This is a genomic window from Polynucleobacter sp. Adler-ghost, assembly GCF_018688495.1.
Taxonomy (GTDB): Bacteria; Pseudomonadota; Gammaproteobacteria; order Burkholderiales; family Burkholderiaceae; genus Polynucleobacter.
In genome coordinates, this window is record NZ_CP061320.1 from 1,854,582 (window position 1) to 1,876,579 (window position 21,998).

General features: G+C 42.0%; 26 protein-coding genes and 1 tRNA gene. 9 read left to right on the top strand and 18 right to left on the bottom strand.

Going from position 1 to position 21,998, the window contains the following annotated elements; all coding sequences use genetic code 11:
- Window positions 1-64 precede the first annotated feature (64 nt).
- From ICV89_RS09590 to ICV89_RS09620, 7 genes are all read right to left on the bottom strand, one after another.
- Window positions 65-622 (bottom strand): surface-adhesin E family protein, encoded by a 558-nt coding sequence (locus tag ICV89_RS09590; protein ID WP_215308427.1) that lies wholly within the window; start codon window positions 620-622, stop codon window positions 65-67.
- Between the two features lie 432 nt (window positions 623-1,054).
- Window positions 1,055-1,291 carry a hypothetical protein gene (locus ICV89_RS09595; protein WP_215308428.1) on the bottom strand — a complete coding sequence of 79 codons (237 nt, stop codon included), beginning with the start codon at window positions 1,289-1,291 and terminating at the stop codon, window positions 1,055-1,057.
- A 174-nt stretch (window positions 1,292-1,465) separates the two neighbouring features.
- A complete protein-coding gene (locus tag ICV89_RS09600; protein WP_215308429.1) occupies window positions 1,466-2,227 on the bottom strand; it encodes a hypothetical protein in 762 nt (253 codons plus the stop codon).
- Window positions 2,228-2,376: 149 nt separating this feature from the next.
- Window positions 2,377-2,898, bottom strand: a complete 522-nt coding sequence (locus ICV89_RS09605; RefSeq protein ID WP_215308430.1) for a hypothetical protein — start codon at window positions 2,896-2,898, stop codon at window positions 2,377-2,379.
- Window positions 2,899-2,923: 25 nt separating this feature from the next.
- Complete coding sequence (locus ICV89_RS09610) at window positions 2,924-3,373, bottom strand: hypothetical protein (RefSeq protein WP_215308431.1); 450 nt, start codon at window positions 3,371-3,373, stop codon at window positions 2,924-2,926.
- Entirely contained in the window at window positions 3,370-3,939 is a 570-nt protein-coding gene (locus ICV89_RS09615; protein ID WP_215308432.1) for a hypothetical protein, read from the bottom strand. The genes ICV89_RS09610 and ICV89_RS09615 overlap by 4 nt, the downstream gene beginning before the upstream one ends.
- Entirely contained in the window at window positions 3,939-4,439 is a 501-nt protein-coding gene (locus ICV89_RS09620; protein WP_215308433.1) for a hypothetical protein, read from the bottom strand. The genes ICV89_RS09615 and ICV89_RS09620 overlap by 1 nt, the downstream gene beginning before the upstream one ends.
- A 41-nt stretch (window positions 4,440-4,480) precedes the next feature.
- On the opposite strand from ICV89_RS09620, the gene ICV89_RS09625 reads away from it, so the two are divergent.
- Complete coding sequence (locus ICV89_RS09625; protein ID WP_215308434.1) at window positions 4,481-4,888, top strand: hypothetical protein; 408 nt, start codon at window positions 4,481-4,483, stop codon at window positions 4,886-4,888.
- On the opposite strand, the gene ICV89_RS09630 is transcribed toward ICV89_RS09625, so the two are convergent.
- The 4 genes from ICV89_RS09630 to ICV89_RS09645 form a co-directional block, all read right to left on the bottom strand.
- On the bottom strand, window positions 4,885-5,466 hold the full coding sequence (locus ICV89_RS09630; protein WP_215308435.1) for a recombinase family protein: 582 nt from the start codon (window positions 5,464-5,466) through the stop codon (window positions 4,885-4,887). The genes ICV89_RS09625 and ICV89_RS09630 overlap by 4 nt on opposite strands.
- Window positions 5,467-5,666: 200 nt before the next feature.
- A tRNA-Met gene (locus ICV89_RS09635) sits at window positions 5,667-5,743 on the bottom strand.
- Window positions 5,744-5,813: 70 nt separating this feature from the next.
- Window positions 5,814-6,548: a fumarylacetoacetate hydrolase family protein gene (locus tag ICV89_RS09640; protein WP_215310391.1), complete on the bottom strand. Its 735-nt coding sequence runs from the start codon at window positions 6,546-6,548 to the stop codon at window positions 5,814-5,816.
- A 178-nt stretch (window positions 6,549-6,726) separates the two neighbouring features.
- On the bottom strand, window positions 6,727-7,137 hold the full coding sequence (locus ICV89_RS09645; protein WP_215308436.1) for a hypothetical protein: 411 nt from the start codon (window positions 7,135-7,137) through the stop codon (window positions 6,727-6,729).
- Window positions 7,138-7,178: 41 nt separating this feature from the next.
- Between ICV89_RS09645 and ICV89_RS09650 the strand changes: the two genes are divergently transcribed.
- Window positions 7,179-7,790: an MOSC domain-containing protein gene (locus ICV89_RS09650; RefSeq protein ID WP_215308437.1), complete on the top strand. Its 612-nt coding sequence runs from the start codon at window positions 7,179-7,181 to the stop codon at window positions 7,788-7,790.
- 80 nt (window positions 7,791-7,870) lie between these two features.
- Here ICV89_RS09650 and ICV89_RS09655 read toward each other — a convergent pair whose 3' ends face one another.
- Window positions 7,871-9,541: an MFS transporter gene (locus ICV89_RS09655; protein ID WP_215308438.1), complete on the bottom strand. Its 1,671-nt coding sequence runs from the start codon at window positions 9,539-9,541 to the stop codon at window positions 7,871-7,873.
- Window positions 9,542-9,845: 304 nt separating this feature from the next.
- Between ICV89_RS09655 and ICV89_RS09660 the strand changes: the two genes are divergently transcribed.
- The 4 genes from ICV89_RS09660 to ICV89_RS09675 are packed head-to-tail and all read left to right on the top strand — an operon-like array spanning window position 9,846 to window position 14,572.
- Window positions 9,846-10,931, top strand: a complete 1,086-nt coding sequence (locus ICV89_RS09660) for a TRAP transporter substrate-binding protein (RefSeq protein WP_215308439.1) — start codon at window positions 9,846-9,848, stop codon at window positions 10,929-10,931.
- 20 nt (window positions 10,932-10,951) lie between these two features.
- Entirely contained in the window at window positions 10,952-11,494 is a 543-nt protein-coding gene (locus ICV89_RS09665; protein WP_215308440.1) for a TRAP transporter small permease subunit, read from the top strand.
- Window positions 11,491-12,936: a TRAP transporter large permease subunit gene (locus ICV89_RS09670; RefSeq protein WP_215308441.1), complete on the top strand. Its 1,446-nt coding sequence runs from the start codon at window positions 11,491-11,493 to the stop codon at window positions 12,934-12,936. Before ICV89_RS09665 ends, ICV89_RS09670 begins: the two co-directional genes overlap by 4 nt.
- A gap of 37 nt (window positions 12,937-12,973) precedes the next feature.
- Window positions 12,974-14,572, top strand: a complete 1,599-nt coding sequence (locus ICV89_RS09675) for a gamma-glutamyltransferase family protein (protein ID WP_215308442.1) — start codon at window positions 12,974-12,976, stop codon at window positions 14,570-14,572.
- On the opposite strand, the gene ICV89_RS09680 is transcribed toward ICV89_RS09675, so the two are convergent.
- Window positions 14,559-15,188, bottom strand: a complete 630-nt coding sequence (locus ICV89_RS09680) for a trimeric intracellular cation channel family protein (RefSeq protein ID WP_215308443.1) — start codon at window positions 15,186-15,188, stop codon at window positions 14,559-14,561. The genes ICV89_RS09675 and ICV89_RS09680 overlap by 14 nt on opposite strands.
- An 81-nt stretch (window positions 15,189-15,269) precedes the next feature.
- Here ICV89_RS09680 and maiA point away from each other — a divergent pair, with 81 nt between their 5' ends.
- Window positions 15,270-15,950 (top strand): maleylacetoacetate isomerase, encoded by a 681-nt coding sequence (maiA, locus tag ICV89_RS09685; protein WP_215308444.1) that lies wholly within the window; start codon window positions 15,270-15,272, stop codon window positions 15,948-15,950.
- Here the strand turns inward: maiA and ICV89_RS09690 are convergent.
- Genes ICV89_RS09690 through ICV89_RS09700 form a run of 3 tightly spaced genes read right to left on the bottom strand, consistent with a single transcriptional unit; the run spans window position 15,921 to window position 18,633 of the window.
- Window positions 15,921-16,850 (bottom strand): AEC family transporter, encoded by a 930-nt coding sequence (locus tag ICV89_RS09690; RefSeq protein WP_215308445.1) that lies wholly within the window; start codon window positions 16,848-16,850, stop codon window positions 15,921-15,923. The two genes, maiA and ICV89_RS09690, sit on opposite strands and share 30 nt — an antisense overlap.
- Window positions 16,851-16,870: 20 nt before the next feature.
- Entirely contained in the window at window positions 16,871-17,395 is a 525-nt protein-coding gene (locus tag ICV89_RS09695) for a gamma carbonic anhydrase family protein (RefSeq protein ID WP_215308446.1), read from the bottom strand.
- A 35-nt stretch (window positions 17,396-17,430) separates the two neighbouring features.
- Window positions 17,431-18,633, bottom strand: a complete 1,203-nt coding sequence (locus ICV89_RS09700; RefSeq protein WP_215308447.1) for an ammonium transporter — start codon at window positions 18,631-18,633, stop codon at window positions 17,431-17,433.
- 138 nt (window positions 18,634-18,771) lie between these two features.
- On the opposite strand from ICV89_RS09700, the gene ICV89_RS09705 reads away from it, so the two are divergent.
- Together ICV89_RS09705 and ICV89_RS09710 are read left to right on the top strand one after the other, a co-directional pair.
- Window positions 18,772-19,134 carry a Rap1a/Tai family immunity protein gene (locus ICV89_RS09705; protein ID WP_215308448.1) on the top strand — a complete coding sequence of 121 codons (363 nt, stop codon included), beginning with the start codon at window positions 18,772-18,774 and terminating at the stop codon, window positions 19,132-19,134.
- Window positions 19,135-19,181: 47 nt separating this feature from the next.
- Window positions 19,182-19,469 (top strand): glycine zipper domain-containing protein, encoded by a 288-nt coding sequence (locus ICV89_RS09710; protein WP_215308449.1) that lies wholly within the window; start codon window positions 19,182-19,184, stop codon window positions 19,467-19,469.
- Between the two features lie 85 nt (window positions 19,470-19,554).
- On the opposite strand, the gene htpG is transcribed toward ICV89_RS09710, so the two are convergent.
- Both htpG and ICV89_RS09720 read right to left on the bottom strand, forming a co-directional pair.
- A complete protein-coding gene (htpG, locus tag ICV89_RS09715; protein WP_215308450.1) occupies window positions 19,555-21,456 on the bottom strand; it encodes a molecular chaperone HtpG in 1,902 nt (633 codons plus the stop codon).
- A 90-nt stretch (window positions 21,457-21,546) separates the two neighbouring features.
- Window positions 21,547-21,957, bottom strand: a complete 411-nt coding sequence (locus ICV89_RS09720; RefSeq protein ID WP_215308451.1) for a rhodanese-like domain-containing protein — start codon at window positions 21,955-21,957, stop codon at window positions 21,547-21,549.
- Between the last annotated feature and the right edge of the window lie 41 nt (window positions 21,958-21,998).

The window sequence follows — 21,998 nt, forward strand, 5'->3', positions numbered from 1 at the left end:
ATAAGGTGATTAAGATGAATGTGAAGAAGAAGAAAATCGTAGTGTTAGTTATAGAGGATCTAATTTAACGACAGAGGTATTTTTTTATATTTACAAGAATTGGATCTGTTTTAAACCCATCTGATGTGAACTTCTTAGGTTGGTCATCTAATATTACTTCTCTTCCAAACAAATTTTCTTCAGAAAAATAAGTATCAGACAAGACCAGAAAAGTAGGTAGTTGACAATACATATGTCCACCAAGAAGTCTACTGTAGTAAGTTATATTGTTTTTGTATTGAGGAACGGAACTATTTACAAATAGTTGAAAATAAATATAGTCATACTTACTTTTTTTTATCATTGACTTAATTATATAAAAAGACCTTGTTTCTTTATTTCCAAGAAAATATAAATCTGGATTTCGAGAATTTTGATTACCACCTACACCATTGGATTTCAAAATTTCTCTATTAATTCTGTCTGTTTCTCTGTCAATTCTGTCGTTTTCCCTTTTGAGTTTATCCATCTCTCGTTCAAATTCCATCTCATCAAGTCTATTCAAAATATCTTGGTTACTTACTTGTGAGTAAGATGAAGTGGAAACCAGTAATAAAATTGTGAGAAGTATTTTATTTAACATTGAAATATAAATGAATTAACTAATTATCAATGATTGACTTAGAAACTAAGTCGAACTTCTCACCTTTTGAATCACTACAGACACCAATCGACTTCGTATCGTCATATGTAAACTCACACGTGAGTTTGTCACCACTACTAGAAAACAATATAGAACGACCTGAGTTTCCAGAGATATAGACTTGTGTTGTTCCGTATGAGTATTTCTTACCGAAATTCTGAACATTTCCATAACCAACACTACTGTTAGTTACATAGTTCCCTTTATATAAAGAACCATTGTGGACAACTTCCATTGTTTTACCCAATGTATTGAACGTCATGACATCTCTATTATTGTTCTTATCAATGAGATACAGAGTTCCTGTCGTAGAACAACCTGTCATTAAGATTACTAATGTAAAGATGGATAGGTTTTTAGTTAGATTCTTCATTATTTTGAATTGTAGAGGTAGATAAATGTTGAGATGATTACTATCGAAATTACCGAAGTTACTATGATGTAGAGATTTCGTTTTCTTTCTCTTTCATACTCTCTTAGATTTGATTCTCGAATTTTATCTACATTCTGTTCCCAAAATTGTTCATGTTCTTGAACACCCTTGTTAAGACTGTCAATAACACCTTCCATCAACCCTTTGAATTCGTCATCTCTTTTTGGATACTTCATTTACTTCTCCTATTCCTCAACTCATCTTCTACCGAGTTCTCAAACTCTTTCTGTCGTTTCTCTTGTTCTTTGAGATTGTGAATCACTTCTTTACCTGTGATGACATCTTTGGACGATAGGAGGTCATCTAAGGTCTTTTTTGGAGGTTTGGTTTCTCTTGTAAAACTCAATGAATTAATTTCCCGAATCAACTACAAATTTAATTTCGTCTTCTGTAGGTAAGTCACCTCTAAAGTTAACAGTAATTAATTCTGAGATATAAGAACTTGAGGTTAAGGGGTCGAAATCATTATTCCATTCATACGACTTACCAAACATCCTTTTAATCAGAGGTGGTGTTGTCTGAACAAATGAACCAATGAGATTTCCTGTACCCTTTGACTGAATCGTAGAAACAGATGGAAACTTTTTTGTTAGAAGTTCATACATCTTTTCTGAATCAAATCTTTTTGGATATATTTTTGAACCGATGTATATAACCCATACAGATGGTAATCCCAACTTTATAGTTAGAATTCTTTCCCTCATTGTTTCAATATGAAAGTTACGTTTGATATTAGTTAAGTCATACTCTGGGAGTTTATGAAATTTACTTATCTCATCAAGAACAATAAGTTCATAACATCCATTTTGTTCAAGAAGTTCTTTCTGTAGTTGTTCTTTGGTTAATGGGGATTGGATCGACCACATAATTCCAACATCAAACTTACCGTTATGACTGAAGTCTTCTTTACTTCTTGGGGAGAACTTAAACTCACATCTCTTAACTTGATAAGGACTTTTTCTCATATCCAAGACTAAACAGTCTGGACTAGGATCAATTTTTCCATTCTGATCCAGTACTGGACCAATATATGACATCCCCAATAACTCTTTACCGAATTCTGTTGAAAAGAGTTGTCTTAATGACATTTCATCTATGGGTTTGAAGTTCATGATTACCTTATAAAAACTATCATTTATCCTTCAATTTACCATCAAAATATGGGTTCAGAAAACAATAAAAAAGACCCTCGTTTTATTGAGGGTCTGGTGATGATTTAAGGATGAATTGTTAGAGTTCAAGAATCAGTTGTTTACCGAATTTATTTGTTAAACCTAATTGTCGAAAAGTTTACCTTTAATAGACTATCTCTGTTGTAATTTTCATAGGAGTCAATGATTGGGTAATTACCATCTCGAAAACTCTTTTCAATCTTCTCCAATAATTCATCATCAAACTGTAGACCAATCTCCATTTTCCCAAAATTATGATAACTATTCTGAAAATTTGTAAATGAATCTTCATACATATCAATACTGATGTAACCTGATTGAAGGTCAAAATCACCTCTTATACGAGGTTCTTTACGAAGAATATGTCTTAGTAATGACTGGGTTTTTCTGTATACCAATAAATTGTATGACCGGGATTCGAGATGTGAAATTAACAATGGGAATTTTTCACGATGATGTGAATTAATTGAGTAAATTTCATGAACTCCAAAATTAATTCTTGTCGAAAGACCCAAATTCCACCAAGTTTTCTTACGAGTGTAGGACTCGAAAATACTCAAACCATCAGTTCTTCCACTTGATAAATCTTTCTTAAAGGTAAGAATAGTCATGTTCATTTAATTATTTTTATATGAATTACGAACGAACTCCAATCAAAAAGGTTCCATTTTGAAATACCAAAGGTTGACCATTTGACAACTCTTTAAATTTATCTACACTAAACATAGGGGTAGTAAATTCAATGGATATCTGTTTTGAACTCAGTGAAATCATGTAGAGGTAGTTAAATTTTTCTTTGTCTACAACTATCCTGACATTAATTTGTCTTTTAGGATCATCTCGGTAATAGTAGATATGAGTATCACCCCTCTTAATATCTAATTCGTTGTCGTAAACCGAAACCAATGAAAATGAGTTTTTTAAACCTAACTCACAAGGGAATCCACCCGACATGACAGAATTTGAAAATTCTAGTTCCGTTAAACTGACACGTCCTGAATCATTTATTCCATTAGAAAAACTAAATTTTCTAAAAATTGGATCCCATGAATTCTCGTATTCAATTTTTTTTCCAAAGATACTCATTTCTTTTTACCCTTCTCAGTAATAAACCCATTATTCATATACCAGAAGTAATTAAACATATCATCTTGACCATTTTTGTCGGTTACTTGTGTTGGTATATCCCTAACTGATACTTGTTTATATGTATTACCTACCAACTTATATTCCACATTTCTGTATTGATATCCCATCCGTTCATAAACTATCAATGTATTTGATTTACTCGGAACAGGGAAAAATATAAATCCACCAAAGATATCAACCAGTCTTCTCCATGTTTTACCGTTGTATTGAAGAACTGTAGTATTTTTTCCTCCCGTACCACCTATCCCACCAGAGACCTCTTGAATGATTACTTCAGTTGAATCTTTGGATGTTAAGTGGATTTGACTCCACCTAACTGTAAAAGTGTCAGAGTTATCTTTTGTCCAATCCTTGTAAACCTTACTTTCCCTAATTTCTTTTGGAAGTTCATTGTTTGTCCACTTGATGTTTGATGGTGAAAGATAAAAGTCAAAATCTTGAATCTCAGAACCTTGAACGAAACTAGAAAAAAATACTAAGACCACAAGAAGTAGTTTTTTCATCAGAAAAGATCCCCACTTTTTCTCAGATTTCTAAATGTCCTTAATAACCCCTCAAGAAACTCTTCACCTTTATTCTTTACCTCTTGATTCCTAACTCTCTTTTCGTTTGAATACTGACAAACATCAAATTTATTTCTTAAGTTAGATTCAATATTTAATTGGTATTCACGTAATATTGTCTTGAATTCTAAAATGAATTTTTTACTACTTTGACTATCAATATTCTGTTCGTAGGTAAATCTCTCGAACTCATTAATTAAAACTAGAACTTGTTCTTCAATAAATTTTGATTGATTCTTTACATAATCTAGTTGTTCTAATATACCAACTCTATATCCACCATCGAACAATGAAATGACTTGATCCGTTGATAAGTTATGGTCTTCATAGGAGTGTGTTGTGACAGGAACAAGGTCATTCACATAGACCAATCTCTTATTGTCATAGTCAATTTCCTCATTACTAGTAACTTTGGTACTGAATAGGTTAACTTTTCTCATATTTTGTGACCATTTTTTTCTTCTATGATAGTCTGATAATTATGAAAAATACTACCATTTCGTTACTACTCGGACTACTGGTTTCTACTGTGTTTCTTACATCTTGTGGAAAAAGTGATGACGACTCCTTCATACTCTCATGTGAGGGAGAAACAAAATGGGTTGGTAATGTGATGGGTAAAGATACGACAGGTATTACACCTGAGAAATTGACCTTTAAATTCGTAAATGGTCAACTACCAGATTACCAGTGTCAACCATTCTCAAAGGAATATATTACTTGTGTAAAAAAGGTTGATGAAATAAATGAAAGTTTTCTTGAGACCCTCTATTTTGAAAGATTGACTGGATTTGGAAAATCTCAATCTACAAAATTAGATAAATTATCTAACTCAACAGTTTCAAAACAATTTATTGGTAACTGTAAAAAAGAAACTAATAAATTTTAAAGTACCGAGTAAACAGTTCCGACTCCAATCTGAAGTTGTTTTGAGATTTGTTTGATACCCATTCCCTTTTCTCTCAACAACTTGACCGCACTTTTCATTCCTTCATTCATCTTTGTTGGACGTCCGAGTTTCTTTCCTTGACTGACCGCTCGATCCAATCCACTTTTCACTCTCTCCGAAATTAAACTTCTTTCCATTTCAGAGATACAACCAAAGATTCCAAAAATCATCCGACCTGACGATGTAGACGTATCAATCGACTGTTGATTGAAATACAAGTCAATTTTGAGTTCATTGAGTTCATTCATGACTTCTACCAAATGAGTGACTGAACGACCTAATCTGTCCACAGACCACACTAGAACCATCTCAAACTTCCTCTGAACACCGTCTTTTAACATCTGATCCAGTCCAGGACGATCCTGACGTCCCTTAGAACCCGATATACCGTTATCTGAGTAGATTTGAGTGATATGGTACCCACATCTATCTGAATACTCTCTAAGAACCTGTATTTGGTTCTCTACAGTCTGTTTGGTGGTAGATACTCGAACATAGATACAAACTCGTTTAGACATGATTTAAACCCTTTCTGAACCTGTTTTAGGAACTAGGAAGGTACAAGGTACGGAGGAGAAATCAACCAGTTCTAAGTGTGAACAGACAAGAAAAAACCCGTAGACCTTGAATCTACGGGTTTCTTGATGGATCTTGAAAAAAGTACCTAACTCGTCACTTAGATACTTTTAATCTGAAAAAGACTCCAGACCCTTATGTTTGGTGGCGATTCAGGGATTCGAACCCCGGACCTGTGGATTATGATTCCATCGCTCTAACCAACTGAGCTAAATCGCCGAAGGTCAGATTTTAGCTTATTTGGTCAGAATGCTCAATTAATCTACTTTGAACTGATAAACATAGATTATCAAACGATCTTAATGCTTAAATCCGGCAAATTATCGATAGCGCATCGAATAACATCTCCACGAATCACTGGCCCAACATTCTCAGGGGTGCCAGAATAAATGATATCGCCGGGAAATAATTCATTCGCCTCGGATAGCTTGGCAATTTGCTCTGCTACCGACCAAATCATTTGATCTAAATTGGCCTTCTGTTTCACAACACCGTTTACAGAAAGTGAAATTGTGCCTTTAGTAAAGTGGCTCACCTGACCCACCCGAAAAATCGGTCCAATAGGGGCAGAGTAATCAAAAGATTTACCAATTTCCCAGGGCTTTTTCTGGTCACCCATAAAGCGTTGTAAATCACGGCGCGTCATATCTAAACCCAAAGCGTACCCAAAGACATGCTCCAGCGCCTTCTCTACAGAAATATTTTTTCCACCCTTGTTGAGAGCTGCAACCAACTCAACCTCGTAGTGATAGTTTTTAGTCAGCGATGGATAGGGATGATCCACTAGCTTATTAGGCGCTACGAACTGAATGGCATCTGTTGGCTTCTGAAAAAAGAATGGTGGCTCCCGAGTAGGGTCAGATCCCATCTCACGTGCATGGGCTGCATAATTTCTACCGATACAGTAAATACGACGTACAGGAAATTCAGCGTCACTCCCCGCAATGGGTATCAGTGTTTGCGCAACTACAAAAGGGGTCTGGATTGAGTCACCCGACTTGTGAGCTTGAGCAGCGGTAACCATGCCCGCCGTGGAGAGTGATGCAAAACCAAACTTAATCGCATTACGTCGACTAAGAAGATCGTTTTCTTGATTTGACATGCCCAACCCCTTTAAAAAGATAAGTTATCGTAATCCCATTACTAAATATGTATATCAGGAAAACCCCCAGCATAATTACCACTAATAAAAAGATGCGGTCTTACTTAATCTGAAAGACGCTCACCGCCTCATCCCGGTTATAGCGTACGAAAACTTCAATTTTTTTGGATAAAAAGAGTTTCTTTAAGACCTCATCTTTGTTTTCAAAAGTAATCGCCGTTTGCTCTGGAAAGCGTGAAAAAGGGTCGCTCATTACCTCAATGGATTGCCCATCCACTTTGATCAGTCGAATAGTGCGCTTATATAGGCGGTCAGGCTGAATAAAAATCAGGCGCTTGACATACTTATCTAAGACCAGCTTTTGCCCCAGGTCATTTATCTTGTAATAGTAGACCAATTCATCTTTGCCATTAGTGGTGACATCCCACTCCTCATCCCACTTAGCGAGTGCTATCTGGCTGGTAAGCACCCAAAGAATTGCTACTATGAATAATCTATACAAAGGCATCATTTACTTTCTGAGTTCATTTCATCTTATCAGCCAAAACACTTATGCGACTTCTCTCTATATCCACCGGCAAAGTGCTGCCGCTCTTTGCGTCTCATCACCCAAATTACTCCACCGTAGCCTCGGCTATCGAAAAAAAATCGATCAGTAATATCGTCTCCCCTGCCCCTATAGAAATTACTCGACTTGGTGTTGTGGGCGATGAGCAAGCCGATCCATCAGTGCACGGCGGCATTGAAAAAGCAATTTACGTTTATCCAATGGAGCACTATGCCTTTTGGAACGAACTACTTTCCCACGAAACTAAAAAATCAGTCAATCTCCCCCTGGGTGCTTTGGGTGAAAACTTCACGATTGAAGGCTTGCTAGAAAACGAGATATTTGTTGGGGATCAAATGTACATTGGCACCCTTCAATTTACTGTAGTCAAGCTACGCGAACCCTGCTTTAAGTTCAACGCGAAGATGAAATATAAGGGCGCTGCCAAAGCCATGTTGCAATCGGGCTTTAGTGGATGGTATCTACGCGTCAATCAAACTGGCGTACTGGCAGCTGGTGCCGAGATTACGGTCCTGCCAGGTCAAAGACTGACATCCATTGCGGATCAAAATCAAGCCCTCTTTAATCGGGGCAATCAAAAAAATCTTTGGGATTAATCGCCGTGATTGATTTTTGGCAATAAAAAAACCCGACCACAGCGTGGTCGGGTTTAGTTTTTGAGACGGACTAATAAAACTTAGTCTTTGGCGTAAATATCTACGTCTTTAGTTTCTTTAACAAACAGAACACCAATTACCAATGTCATCGCGGCGATGATGATTGGGTACCAGAGACCGTAGTAAATATTACCGTTTTGCGCAACCAAGGCAAAGGAGATCGTTGGCAATAAGCCGCCGAACCAACCGTTACCAATATGGTATGGCAAAGACATTGAGGTGTAACGAATGCGGGTTGGGAACATCTCAACCAACATCGCTGCGATTGGACCATATACCATGGTTACCAAAATCACCAAGATCACCAAGAGTCCAAGAATTGCAGGAAGATTCATGGCAGCAGGATCAGCTTTTGCAGGGTAACCAGCCGCGTTCAATGCCTCACGAATGGCTTTCTTGAACTCAGCATCTTTTGCTTTCGCATCGGCTGGAGCCATACCTTTGGCAGAATAGCCTTGAATCTCTACCTCGCCAATCTTCACAACAGCGATACCACCGGCTGGACCAGGGATAGTTGTGTAGCTTGCAGAGTTAGAAGCCATCACCTGCTTTGCAATGTCGCAAGAACTCGTGAACTTCGCAGTACCTGTTGGGTTGAACTGGAAAGTACATTCGTTCACATCAGCAGTAATGCTTGCTGGTGCAGTCACCATTGCCTTTTCTAATGCTGGGTTAGCAAAGTGGGTTAAGCCGTTAAACAAGGAAACCGGTGTGTTCGGGATGTACAGAATGATGGCGAGTAACAAACCACCCATGATGATGACCTTACGGCCAATCTTGTCTGACAAGCTACCGAAAACCACAAAGAATGGTGTACCGATTACCAATGAAGCAGCAATCAATAAGTTTGCAGTCTTAGGATCTACCTTCAATACTTGAGTGAGGTAGAACAAAGCATAGAACTGACCTGTGTACCAAACTACCGCTTGACCTGCAACCAGACCAAACAATGCCAAGATCACAATCTTTAAGTTCTTCCATTGACCGAATGATTCTGTCAAAGGTGCTTTAGACAACTTGCCTTCATCTTTCATCTTCTTGAAAGCTGGTGATTCGTTCATCGACAAACGAATGTAAACAGAAACAGCCAACAATGCGATAGAAGCGATGAAAGGAATACGCCAACCCCAGACATCAAAGTCTGCGCCAGTAAATTCACGTGTGAACAAAATCACTAACAAGGACAGGAACAAGCCAAGAGTAGCTGTTGTTTGGATCCAAGATGTGTATGCGCCACGTTTACCGTGAGGAGCATGCTCCGCCACATAAGTGGCAGCACCGCCGTACTCACCACCCAAAGCCAAACCTTGCAGCATGCGCAATGCGATCAAGATCACAGGAGCAGCAACGCCGATAGATGCGTAGTTAGGCAAAATACCCACGATGAAGGTTGCACCACCCATCAATAGAATCGTTACTAAGAAGGTGTACTTACGACCAATCAAATCGCCTAAACGACCGAATACCAGCGCGCCGAATGGGCGAACGATAAAGCCGGCAGCAAAAGCTAACAAAGCAAAAATGAAGGCCGAGCCAGCATCTAAGCCAGAGAAGAATTGCTTGGCAATAACAGCAGCCAATGAACCGTAAAGATAAAAGTCGTACCACTCAAAAACCGTACCTAAAGAGGAAGCAAAAATAACTTTGCGTTCTTCAGCGGTCATTGGGGCTGCTTTAGTTGATGTTGACATCAGTAGCTCCTAACTATTTTTATTAAATAAAAAACAACTAGGCGATTATGCTTTGAAAAAAATCAAAGAAATCCACTACTTAGGGTAATTCCCCATCAAATTGGATCGGGGTTTTCCCCATAAATGTGGATTTGTTGCAACGCATTCGATGCATTCTCTAAGCAGGTGTTTGCACCAAGATATTGCAAGCCGCCCAATTTAGGTGCAAATGTAAATGAGCACCTAAGGGTATCCCGATTTAATGGCATTAGCGGTCAGTATCTGGCAGCGCACTAAAAAGATAACTAATTAAGGAGCTATACAAATGAAAAGACGTGACTTTTTAAGCAAAACTGCAATGGGCGCAGCTGCTGGTGTACTAGCAGCTCCTGCAATTGCGCAGTCCATGCCTGAAGTGAAATGGCGCTGCGCCTCTAGCTTTCCAAAAAGCTTAGATACGATTTACGGTGGTGGCGAATATATTTCCAAGCGCGTTGCCGCACTGACTGATGGTAAGTTTCAAATCCGTATTTTTGGTGCCGGCGAGATTGTTCCCGCATTTGGTACGGTAGATGCGGTTCAGCAAGGTACTGTTGAGTGCACTCATACGGCTGGCTATTACTTCGTTGGAAAAAATAAAACCTTTGCGTTTGATACCACCGTACCTTTCGGCATGAACCAACGTCAGCAAAATGCCTGGATGTATTGGGGTGGAGGCTTAAAGCTCCAACGTGAATTCTTGCGTGATTACAACATCGTCTCCTTCCCTGCAGGAAATACCGGGACACAAATGGGTGGCTGGTTCAAGAAACCCGTCAAAACAGTTGCTGACCTCAAAGGTCTAAAAATGCGTATTGCAGGCTTAGGTGGTGAAGTCATGTCACGTCTAGGCGCAATCCCTCAGCAAATCGCTGGCGGCGATATTTACCCCGCCCTAGAAAAAGGTGTTATCGATGCGGCTGAGTGGGTTGGTCCGTATGACGATGAGAAATTAGGCTTTTACAAAATTGCGCCTTACTACTACTACCCAGGATGGTGGGAAGCTTGCTCAATGTATTCCATGTACGTCAATATTAAGGAATGGGAAAAATTGCCTAAGCAATATCAAGAGGCATTTACCTCCGCATGTGCAGAATGCAATATCGACATGATGGCTGAATACGATTACAAAAATCCGATCGCCTTGCAAAGCCTCATCAAGAATGGAGTCAAGCTCCAGTCTTACTCAACTGAGATCATGAAAGCAGCCTCTACTGCTGCGTTCGAGATGTATGAAGAAGAGGCTGCCAAAAATCCATCGTTCAAGAAAATTTATGAGCCATGGAAGAAGTTCCGTAACGACCAAATGCTGTGGAATAAGGTTGCAGAGCAAACGCTCATGAGCTTCATGCTAAGCAACCCAGTCAAATAAGAACCTACCGATAAGTTGATATGCCAAAACAATTATTAGTTTTTTCAAGTTTCGTTGATCGCCTAAATGACCGTTTTGGTGTCTTTGCGAGTTGGTTGGTATTAATTGCCGTACTGGTCAGCACCGCAAATGCGCTGATCCGGTACGGCTTTAATGTCAGTTCGAATGGCTGGCTAGAAGCGCAGTGGTATTTGTTTGCTGGAATGGTGATGTTTGGTGCCGCCACTACGTTTCGATTAAATGAACATGTTCGGGTAGATGTGCTCTATGCGCTCTATCCCAACAGAGTTCGTCTTTGGTTAGATTTCTGGGGCGGCATTATTTTCTTCCTACCAGTGACCATCATCATTGGCTACTACTCCTGGGAATTTTTCATCACATCCATTATTCAGAATGAAACCTCAAGCAATCCTGGCGGCCTGATTCGCTGGCCAGTCCGAGGTGCCATTACTCTGGGCTTCTTCTTGCTGACCCTTCAGGGTCTCTCTGAAATTATCAAACGATACGCAGCCATTATTGGCGTGATCAAAATCGATCCTAAGTACGAAAGACCTTTGCAATGATTAGTCATGATCTGATGGCCCCCATTATGTTTGGGGGCTTAATTATATTTTTATTGATTGGGTATCCAGCAGCCTTTTCACTTGGCGCAGTTGGCTTATTCTTTTCTTTTATCGGCATTGAGATGGGCATGTTCCAGCCCACCTTTTTGCAAGCACTGCCAGACAGGGTCTTTGGAATTCTTTCAAATGATCTATTGCTCTCGATCCCCTTCTTCACCTTTATGGGAGCCATTCTTGAAAAGTGTGGTTTAGCAGAAGATATGCTTGAGGGCTTGGGGCAATTATTTGGTCCGATCCGTGGCGGTCTTGCATATGCAGTGATTATTGTTGGCGCAATTTTGGGTGCTATTACTGGCACAGTGGCAGCGTCCGTCATTGCCATGGGATTAATCTCATTACCAGTAATGTTGCGTTACGGCTATAACCCACGAGTAGCAACTGGTGTGATCGCAGCCTCTGGCACGATCACCCAATTGATTCCTCCATCATTGGTATTGATCGTGCTGGCAGACCAATTGGGTAAGTCTGTTGGTGATATGTATGCCGGTGCTATCGGCCCATCTATCATCCAAGTAACGCTCTTTTGCTTGTTCATTTTCTTTTTATCGATCTTTAGACCGCAAGATGTACCAGCACTACCACTAGAAGCTCGTCCGAAAATTGATTGGAAGTTACTCAAGAAAATTCTCTGGGGAATTGTCCCGTCGATTGCCCTGATCTTTTTAGTGCTTGGAACTATTTTGATGGGTCTAGCTACACCGACTGAAGGTGGCGCAATGGGCTCAGTTGGCGCCTTAATTCTGGCAGCGATGAATAAGCGTCTGCAAAAAGCACTGGTTTGGGAAGCAATGACTTCCACTATGCGCATCAATGCCATGGTGATCTTTATCTTGATTGGCTCAACCGTATTTGGACTTGCATTTAGAGGAGTGGATGGTGATCTATGGATTGAGAACCTGCTATCTGGCCTACCAGGTGGTCAAGTTGGCTTCCTAATTGCGGTGAACTTATTTGTATTCTTCTTAGCCTTCTTCCTAGATTACTTTGAGATTGCCTTCATCATCATCCCTTTATTGGCACCAGTTGCCGAAAAGCTTGGCATTGATCTGATTTGGTTCGGCGTTCTACTGGGCGCTAATATGCAAACTTCGTTCATGCATCCGCCATTTGGTTTTGCATTGTTCTATTTGCGTGGGGTTGCACCCAAATCTCTCAAAAGTTCGGATATCTACTATGGGGCGCTACCTTGGGTTGGCTTACAACTCATATTGGTTGCCATCATTATCTTTATCCCAGAAACTGTGACCTATTTTGTTGATAAACCTGCTGCTGTCTTTGATGCTAGCGGTCCATCGGTTGATCCATTAGCTGGTGTAGAGCAAAATGAGATTACGGTAGACTCCAGCTCTGACATTGAACGTCAGCTACGAGAGAATAAATAACAATACTTATTGAGACAGCAGTCAAAGGGATTTGGTAATGCAACAAAAATGGGGAATTCGAGGGATGGCGGTAGCGCCACACTCACTAGCATCTGAATCGGCATTAGCGGTACTACGTGAAGGTGGTAATGCATTAGAGGCAATGATTGCAGCAGCAGCGACCATTGCCGTTGTTTACCCCCACATGAACTCCATTGGTGGTGACTCTTTCTGGGTAGTTCACTCTCCCGGTAAAGCGATGGGTGGCATTGATGCTTGTGGTGCAGCCGCTGGTCTAGCGACTAAACAGTGGTATGCGGAGCGTGGAATCACCAAGGCCATTCCTTTTAGAGGTGCCATTGCAGCCAATACAGTTGCAGGCACCATCTCTGGTTGGGGCGCCGCTCAGAAACTATCACAACAAGGTTTAGGTGGAAGACTTCCACTCTCCCGCTTGCTGGCAGATGCTATTCACTATGCTGAAGCTGGAGTCCCGGTCACTCACAGTCAGTCAAGTTTGACCGAGAAAAAGAGGGTGGAGTTAAGTCCCATTCCCGGATTTGCAGAGACATTTTTAGTGAATGGCAAAGCCCCTGAAGTGGGCAGCATCTTTAAACAAGAACGTCTTGCAAGAACCCTGCGGCAAATCTCTCGCAAGGGAACAGAAGATTACTATCGTGGCGATTTAGCTGAATTACTCGCAAAAGAGCTTACAGAGATTGGTAGCCCTCTCAGACTATCTGACCTTCATCGCCATCAAGCGAAACTGATTGACCCGCTTGAGCTCAAGCACAGCACAGGCAATGTATACAACATGACGCCGCCAACCCAAGGCGTTGTATCTTTGATGATCATTGGCATCTTGGATCAACTCAATCTCAAACGATTCAAAGTCGATAGTCCTGAGTATGTTCATCACTGTGTTGAGGCTACCAAACAGGCGTTTAAGGTACGCGATCAATTTGTCACCGATCCAGCGTATATGATAAAAAATGCGCAGTCATTCTTAGCTCCTGCATTCTTGAAGAAATTGGCAAAAAATATTGATCCTGAACAGGCATTGCCTTGGGGTCAGGGTAAAGGACCAGCCGATACAATTTGGATGGGCGTGGTTGATGGCAATGGAAATTGCGTTTCCTTTATTCAAAGTATTTATCACGAGTTTGGTGCTGGCATCGTATTGCCCAAGTCTGGTGTGAACTGGCAGAACCGCGGATGCAGCTTTTCTCTGGATCCAAAAACACTCAATCACCTTGAACCCTATCGCAAACCATTCCATACATTGAACCCGGCGATGGCTTTATTCAAGGATGGTCGATCGATGGTCTACGGCACTATGGGTGGCGATGGTCAACCACAGACTCAGTGTGCCGTTTTCACTCGCACCGCAACTTATGGACTTGATCCTCAGGACGCTATCAGTCGCCCACGCTGGTTACTCGGTAGAACCTGGGGACAAACTAGTGATAGCTTGAAATTAGAATCGCGCTTTAGTCCATGGGTTGCTAAAGAACTGCATGCCCTGGGACACGAGATTGAAATGCTCGATGCCTTTGATGAAACCGTTGGCCACGCTGGTTGTATCATTCGCGATCCTTCTGGTACCTTGCATGGCGGTTGGGATCCCCGCAGTGATGGCGCCGTTAGCGCGTTTTAGTAATAAATAATTTGGGTACGCGCAGATCCCAGTAGATGGCAGCTGCGCGTAATCCAAAAATAGCGAGCATGCAAAGCACCGATCCTTCGAGTGTGTATTCGGGGGAAAAATTCAGAATCAGAACATAAATGAAGCAACCTAAAGTGACGGGGATTGCATATAGCTCATGCGACATGAGTAAAGTTTTTCTACCGGCCAAAATATCCCGCAACAAGCCACCACCGATAGCCGTCACTACACCTAAGATCACCGGGGCAACTGGTAAACCAAACCCTAAGTTCCAAGCCTTATCAGCACCCTGAATACCAAACAAAGCAGCACCCAGGCCGTCGATATAGAGCATCCAGCGATAAATCTGCGGCTGCGTAAAAAAAGATTCCGCTATAAAAGTCACGACGCACGCTCCCAAGGCTACCCAGATGTAAATTTGCGCAATCGACCAAAATGAAGGGACATCCAAAATGATGTCGCGGAGAGTTCCGCCACCAATGGCAGTAATCACACCCAATACCATGACGCCAAAAAGATCAACGCCCCGATCAGCAATGACGAGTACACCAGTGACTGCAAAAGCCACCGTAGCAATGATGCCAATCCAGAAATTAATTTGATCCATAGCATCTAGTCTAAATCACCGATAGCACCCAATCAATGAAGTCCTCAATATACTCAGGGGAATGTCATTAAGGAAACTGTTATGAAAACTCAGCTTTATAGTTTTTGGCGTAGCTCGGCAGCCTTTCGGGTGCGCATTGCACTCAATTTAAAGGGTCTAGATTATGAGGTGATTCCAATTCATATTGTTCAAAGTGGAGGCGCCCAAACTGCTGGTGAGTATGCAAAAAAAAATCCCAATCGCTTAGTGCCCCTTTATACCAATGGTTCTCACACCATTCACCAATCACTTGCCATCATTGAATATCTAGAAGAGGTTCGATCAAATCCTCCGCTACTACCTCAAACTGCAATCGATCGAGCGTGGGTGCGTTCAGTAGCCATGGATATCGCCATGGAAATTCATCCACTAAATAATGTCAGGGTATTGCGCTATCTTATGAAAACCATGGGCGTGAGTACAGAGGCAAAAGATACCTGGAGTCATCATTGGATGATTTTGGGGTTAGAAAGCCTGGAAAAGCAATTAAGCGTAGATACGAGAGTGGGTCGTTTTGCTTGTGGAGATCAGCCTGGCTTGATTGATATTTGCCTAGTGCCGCAAATTTTTAATGCACTCAGTGCAAAGATCGATATGACGAGTTACCCAACACTCATGAAAATATTTCATCAATGTATGACACTACCTGCATTTATTGATGCATCTTGGGAAAAGCAAATCGATGCTGAGGGATTAAACCCCTTTACTCCACCACAGGAATAAAGACAGTGTTAACAAAGATCCCACTGTAGTTAAAAGCACTACTCGAGAAATAATTCGACCATCTGCGTTGTAATATTGAGCCAACATAAATGGGCCGGTACCAGTAGGAAGTGCGGCTAGTATCACTACAGCACTCACCCATAAGTCCGATAAACCTAAGATTGGCCCGGCAATCAACCAAGCGACTAGCGGCTGAATAATGAGTTTTGCGACGCTAATACCCCACACCTGCTGTGACGCTGACTTTTCTTTTTGTATCAAAAACAGCCCAATAGAAACTAATGCGCAAGGCGTTGCAGCCGCAGCTAAGAAAGCGATGACTTGCGCTAATGGGTCATATAGAACCAAATCTGTAGATGACCATAGTAAACCTGCCACTGGGGCAATCAATAGTGGATTAGTGCAAAGCGACTGCAGTACATTCCAAATAATTTCATGGGATTTTTTATGGGACTGTATGCCAACCTCAATGAGTACTGTGGCTATAGCAAACATCACAAAGACAATAAAGGTCGCAATAATTGCTGGCGCCAAACCATCTTGACCAAGCGCCAAAACACAGAGCGGAATACCCATGTATCCCGTGTTGGAGTAAGACGCACTTAAACCTGAAAAACTAGCTGCTGCCAAATCTCGCTTGCGAACCCAGCTAACTAACATTACCAAAGTAAATACTAGCAAGCAACTTAGAAAGAAAGCTGTAATAAAGCCAGGCTGCCATAGTGTTTGCCAACCACTACTCGATGCGAAATTAAATAACTGCGCAGGCAACGCAAGCCAAACGACAAAGCGATTTAACTCGATGGATGCACTCTCACCTAATTTGCCTGAACGTCCACAAGCATAGCCAATCAAAATAAGGGCAAATACCGGAAAGACAACATTAAAAACGTAGAACAATTTTGATGGACTTTTTTAGATCAGGAAATTTTCTTCAGAGTCTGCTGATATCGCTGCGCATTTTTGACATAACGACCAGCAATATCTTCAATACCCGCAATCTGCTCTGGGGTTAGTGACTTCACTGCCTTAGCGGGTGAGCCCAAAATCATCGAGCCATCAGGAAATTCTTTGCCTTCAGTGACTAATGCGCCGGCACCCACCAAACAGTTCTTGCCAATTTTGGCTCCGTTCAAAATGACTGCGCCAATGCCCACCAAGCTACCATCGCCTATTTGGCAACCATGGAGCATTACTTGATGTCCAACAGTAACGTACTTTCCGAGGATGAGGGGATAGCCAGGATCAGTATGCAAGATAGAAGCATCTTGAACATTACTGCCCTCACCTATTTGGATCAGATCGTTATCGCCACGGATCACGACCTTGGGCCACACACTCGCATTTTTGTGAAGCTCGACTCTACCAATCACTTCTGCGCTCTCGGCAACCCAAGCTCCGTCGTCTAAGCGAGGAGCATTTCCATCTAGTTCAAATATAGCCATGACCCATTATAGGTAATGGCTATATTTATGACAGCCTACCAGTTAGGCTCACGATCAGGAGTAGAAGAAATCCGGTGAATACTTAAATCGGCACCTTCGTACTCTTCCTCCTGTGACATGCGGATACCTAAAGCAACTTTTAGCAATCCATAAACTACAAAACCACTAATAAGGGCAATTGCAACCCCCAAGCCAGTTCCAATCAACTGCCCTAAGAAAGTCACTCCGCCAAGACCGCCCAGTGCTTTTGTCCCAAAAATACCCGCAGCCAAGCCACCCCATAAACCGCATAAACCATGAAGTGGCCAGACGCCCAACACATCGTCGATCTTCCAGCGATTTTGCACCAAAGTAAACATATATACAAAGAGAGCACCAGCAATTAAACCAACTACTAAGGCGCCCATTGGATGCATTAGATCTGAGCCAGCACAAACCGCTACCAAGCCAGCTAGCGGCCCGTTATAAGTAAAGCCTGGGTCATTGCGACCGATTACCCATGCAGCCAAAGTACCGCCAACCATCGCCATGAGGGAATTCATGGCCACCAAGCCACTGACTTTATCTATAGTCTGCGCACTCATGACGTTAAATCCAAACCAACCTACCGCCAAAATCCAGGCACCTAATGCCAAGAATGGAATACTAGATGGTGGATGCGCTGCAACGTTGCCATCCTTGGTGTAGCGACCGCGACGAGCACCCAAGAGAATGACTGCTGGCAATGCGATCCAACCACCGACCGCATGCACCACAACCGATCCCGCAAAGTCATGAAACTCCTCACCGGTCAGCGTCTTAATCCACGCTTGAATACCGTAATGCTGATTCCAGGCAATACCTTCAAAGAAGGGGTAGATGAAACCCACCAGAATAAAAGTAGCTATCAGCTGGGGATTGAACTTTGCACGCTCCGCAATACCGCCAGAGATAATTGCCGGAATAGCAGCAGCAAAAGTCAGTAAGAAAAAGAATTTAACTAGTTCATAGCCATTTTTATCGGCCAAGATTTCAGCGCCTGAGAAAAAATCAACGCCGTAAGCAATGCTATACCCAATAAAGAAATAGGCAATGGTTGATACTGCAAAGTCCACTAGGATTTTGACCAAAGCATTAACTTGGTTTTTTTTGCGCACAGTGCCGAGCTCAAGAAATGCAAATCCTGCATGCATAGCCAAAACCATGATGGCGCCGAGCAAAATAAATAAGACATCAATGCCTGATTTCAAAGTTTCCACCGAAATAACTCCCCATATTTTTTGCATCATTATGGGGAATATCAAGACCGAATTTCGATATTAATGCACTTATTTAGTGCAATTTAAGGCCTTGAATATGGTTTATTATCAAATTCACATACACCCAAGGGAGAACCCATGAAAAAAGTTTTAGTTCTATTAGCTGCCTTAGGGGCATTTTCTGGCTCAGCCCAGGCTCAAGAAAAAATTCAGGTCCTGAGCACACAAGAGCTTGTTAACGTCTGTAAATTGCCAGCAAGTCCTGAATCCCGCAGCTTTTGCGTAGGCTATACAACCGCCATTTACGATACCTATTTGGCTACACGCCATCCACAGCGCGCAAAACCCTATATTTGTGTAAAGCAACCAGCGCCGTCACGTGATGAAGTAATTGGTGAATTTGTAAAATTTGGGCAAGCCAACCAACAAACTGCTGACAAACCAGCAGCAGGTGTTTTCTTGGGCTTCTTGGCATCACGCTTCCCTTGTGCCAAAAAATAATCCAAATTATTTAGCCAATTCAATCTATAGACTAAGGAACAGTTGATATGAAAAAAATGATCGCTATTACTGCCGCAACTCTAGCAATCGCAGGTTGCTCCAATATGAGCAATACAGAACAACGTACTTTATCTGGCGCCAGTATCGGTGCAGCTGCTGGTGCAGTTGGTACAGCTATTTTCCACGGCAACCCAATCTGGGGTGCAGTCGGTGGCGCAGCAGTTGGTGCAGCTTCTGGTTACGTATACGATGCCTACAAAAAAGAGCAGGCTTCTGAGTACAACTCTGGATATAACGCTGGAAAAAATAATCAACCAGCTAAAGCTCCTCAGTAATACTGAATATTTCTAGTAGCAAGAAAATCAAAAAAAACCCGACCTGCGTAATGCAAGTCGGGTTTTTCTTTAAGACTTCAGTCATTTAAGACAGTAGCAACTGATTAATACGCTTTACATAAGCGGCCGGATCATTCAATTGGCCACCTTCTGCCAAAAGAGCTTGATCAAACAAAACCTGAGTCCATTCATCAAAGTGCTGATCATCTGACTTCAACTTGAGGAGCAAAGGATGCTCTGGATTGATCTCTAAAATAGGTTTAGTGTCTGGCGCTTGCTGGCCCGCCGCTTTAAGCATGCGCAATAAATTTCCAGAAAGCTCGTTCTCATCAGAGACTAAACAAGCTGGAGAATCAGTCAAGCGGAAGGTCACACGCACATCTTTCGCCTTGTCTTCTAATACGGCTTTCATGCGATCGAGTAAGTCCTTGAAATTCTTCTCAGTTTCCTCATGCTCCTTCTTTTCTTTCTCGTCACTTAAGTTACCGAGATCAAGACCACCCTTGGCTACTGAGGTCATCTGCTTGCCATCAAACTCAGCAAAGAAAGAAAGCATCCATTCGTCCACTCGATCAGTAAGCAGCAACACTTCGACGCCCTTCTTGCGGAAGATTTCTAAATGCGGACTATTTTTAGCAGCATTAAAAGTATCGCCAGTCACGTAATAAATCTTGTCCTGACCTTCCTTCATACGTGAAATATATTCAGCCAAGGAAACAGTTTGATCCGCAGAATCCATCTGTGTACTTGCAAAACGCAAGAGCTTTAGGATGCGCTCTTGATTTGGCTGATCTTCACCAACACCTTCTTTGAGCACTTGTCCAAACTGAGTCCAGAAGGTGCGGTACTTTTCTTTCTTAGCTTCATCATCGCTATTGGCCAGATCCTCTAACATGCTGAGTACACGCTTGGTAGAGCTTTCGCGAATGATTTTGACATCACGTGATTCCTGGAGAATCTCACGGGAAACGTTTAAAGGCAGATCAGTTGAATCAATCACACCAGTGACAAAGCGCAGATACATCGGCATTAATTGCTCGGCATCATCCATGATGAATACCCGCTTCACATACAACTTAATACCACCACGCTTATTACGATCCCATAAATCAAATGGTGCGCGTGCAGGGACATATAGTAGTTGTGTAAATTCACTACGGCCTTCAACCCGATTTAGGGAATAGCACAATGGATTTTCGTAGTCGTGAGACAAGTGCTTATAAAATTCGTCATACTGCTCTTGAGTAATCTCCGCCTTAGAGCGCGCCCATAGAGCACTTGACTGGTTAATACTTTCAAGCTCATCTTTAATCACTTGCTCTTTTTTATCCGCATCCCACTCTTCTTTATTCATCTGAATCGGCAAAGAGATGTGATCAGAGTATTTACGTATGATCGACTTGAGCTTATGGGTAGAAAGGAAATCGTCCTCACCTTCACGTAAATGCATCGTGATCGATGTTCCACGTTGAGGGCGATCAATACTTTCAACCGTAAATTCGCCAGAACCATCAGACTCCCAACGAACCCCATCGGTCGCCGGCAGACCAGCACGACGCGTCTCTACAGTAATGCGGTCGGCCACAATAAATGCTGAATAAAAACCTACGCCAAACTGGCCAATTAATGCGGCATCTTTTTGTTGATCGCCGGATAGCTTGGAGAAAAATTCTTTCGTACCCGAGCGGGCAATGGTGCCCAAGTTTGCAATGGCTTCATCGCGGCTCATACCGATGCCATTATCAGCAATAGTCACGGTTCTGGCAGCCTGATCAAAACTGACTTTGATCTTCAAATCAGGATCATCGCCATACCACTCGGGATGCTCAATCCCTTCAAAGCGCAGCTTATCTGAAGCATCAGATGCATTCGAGATCAACTCACGTAGGAAAATTTCCTTATTGGAATATAAGGAATGGATCATCAGTTGTAAAAGTTGTTTTACCTCGGCCTGAAAGCCTAAAGTTTCTTTGCTAGCTACAGTCATGCGTATTCCCTCTTCCCTCTTAATCAATGAACATCACCTCACATAAGTGGGGCTTATTTAATCTATTTCAAGATCCCTAGCTCTAGAAATTTAGACGGAGGGTGGCTTTGAATGTTTCTCAGCTACAGGCAAGTCAGCCTTTTTCCAGGCGCTAAAACCGCCTTCGAGATGACAAACACCGGGCACTCCCATTTTTTGAAGGGTTTCTGTTGCCAGGGCAGAGCGCCATGCGGATGCGCAATAGAGCACTAAACGCTTGCCCTCACCAAAAACCGGCTTGAAATAAGGACTGTCTGGGTCAACCCAAAATTCCAACATGCCGCGCGGCGCATGAATTGCATTCGGAATCATCCCATCACGTTCTAACTCCCTCACGTCCCGAATATCTACAAATACCGTGCTCTGATCATCCAGCAATTGCTGGGCTTGCTCCAATGGAACGGTCTCAATTTGTGACATCGCATTGGCAATTAATTCTTGATAGCCTAATTTCAATTTCATGAAAATCTCCTAAATTACTAATACTTTTATTTGGTCGTTAT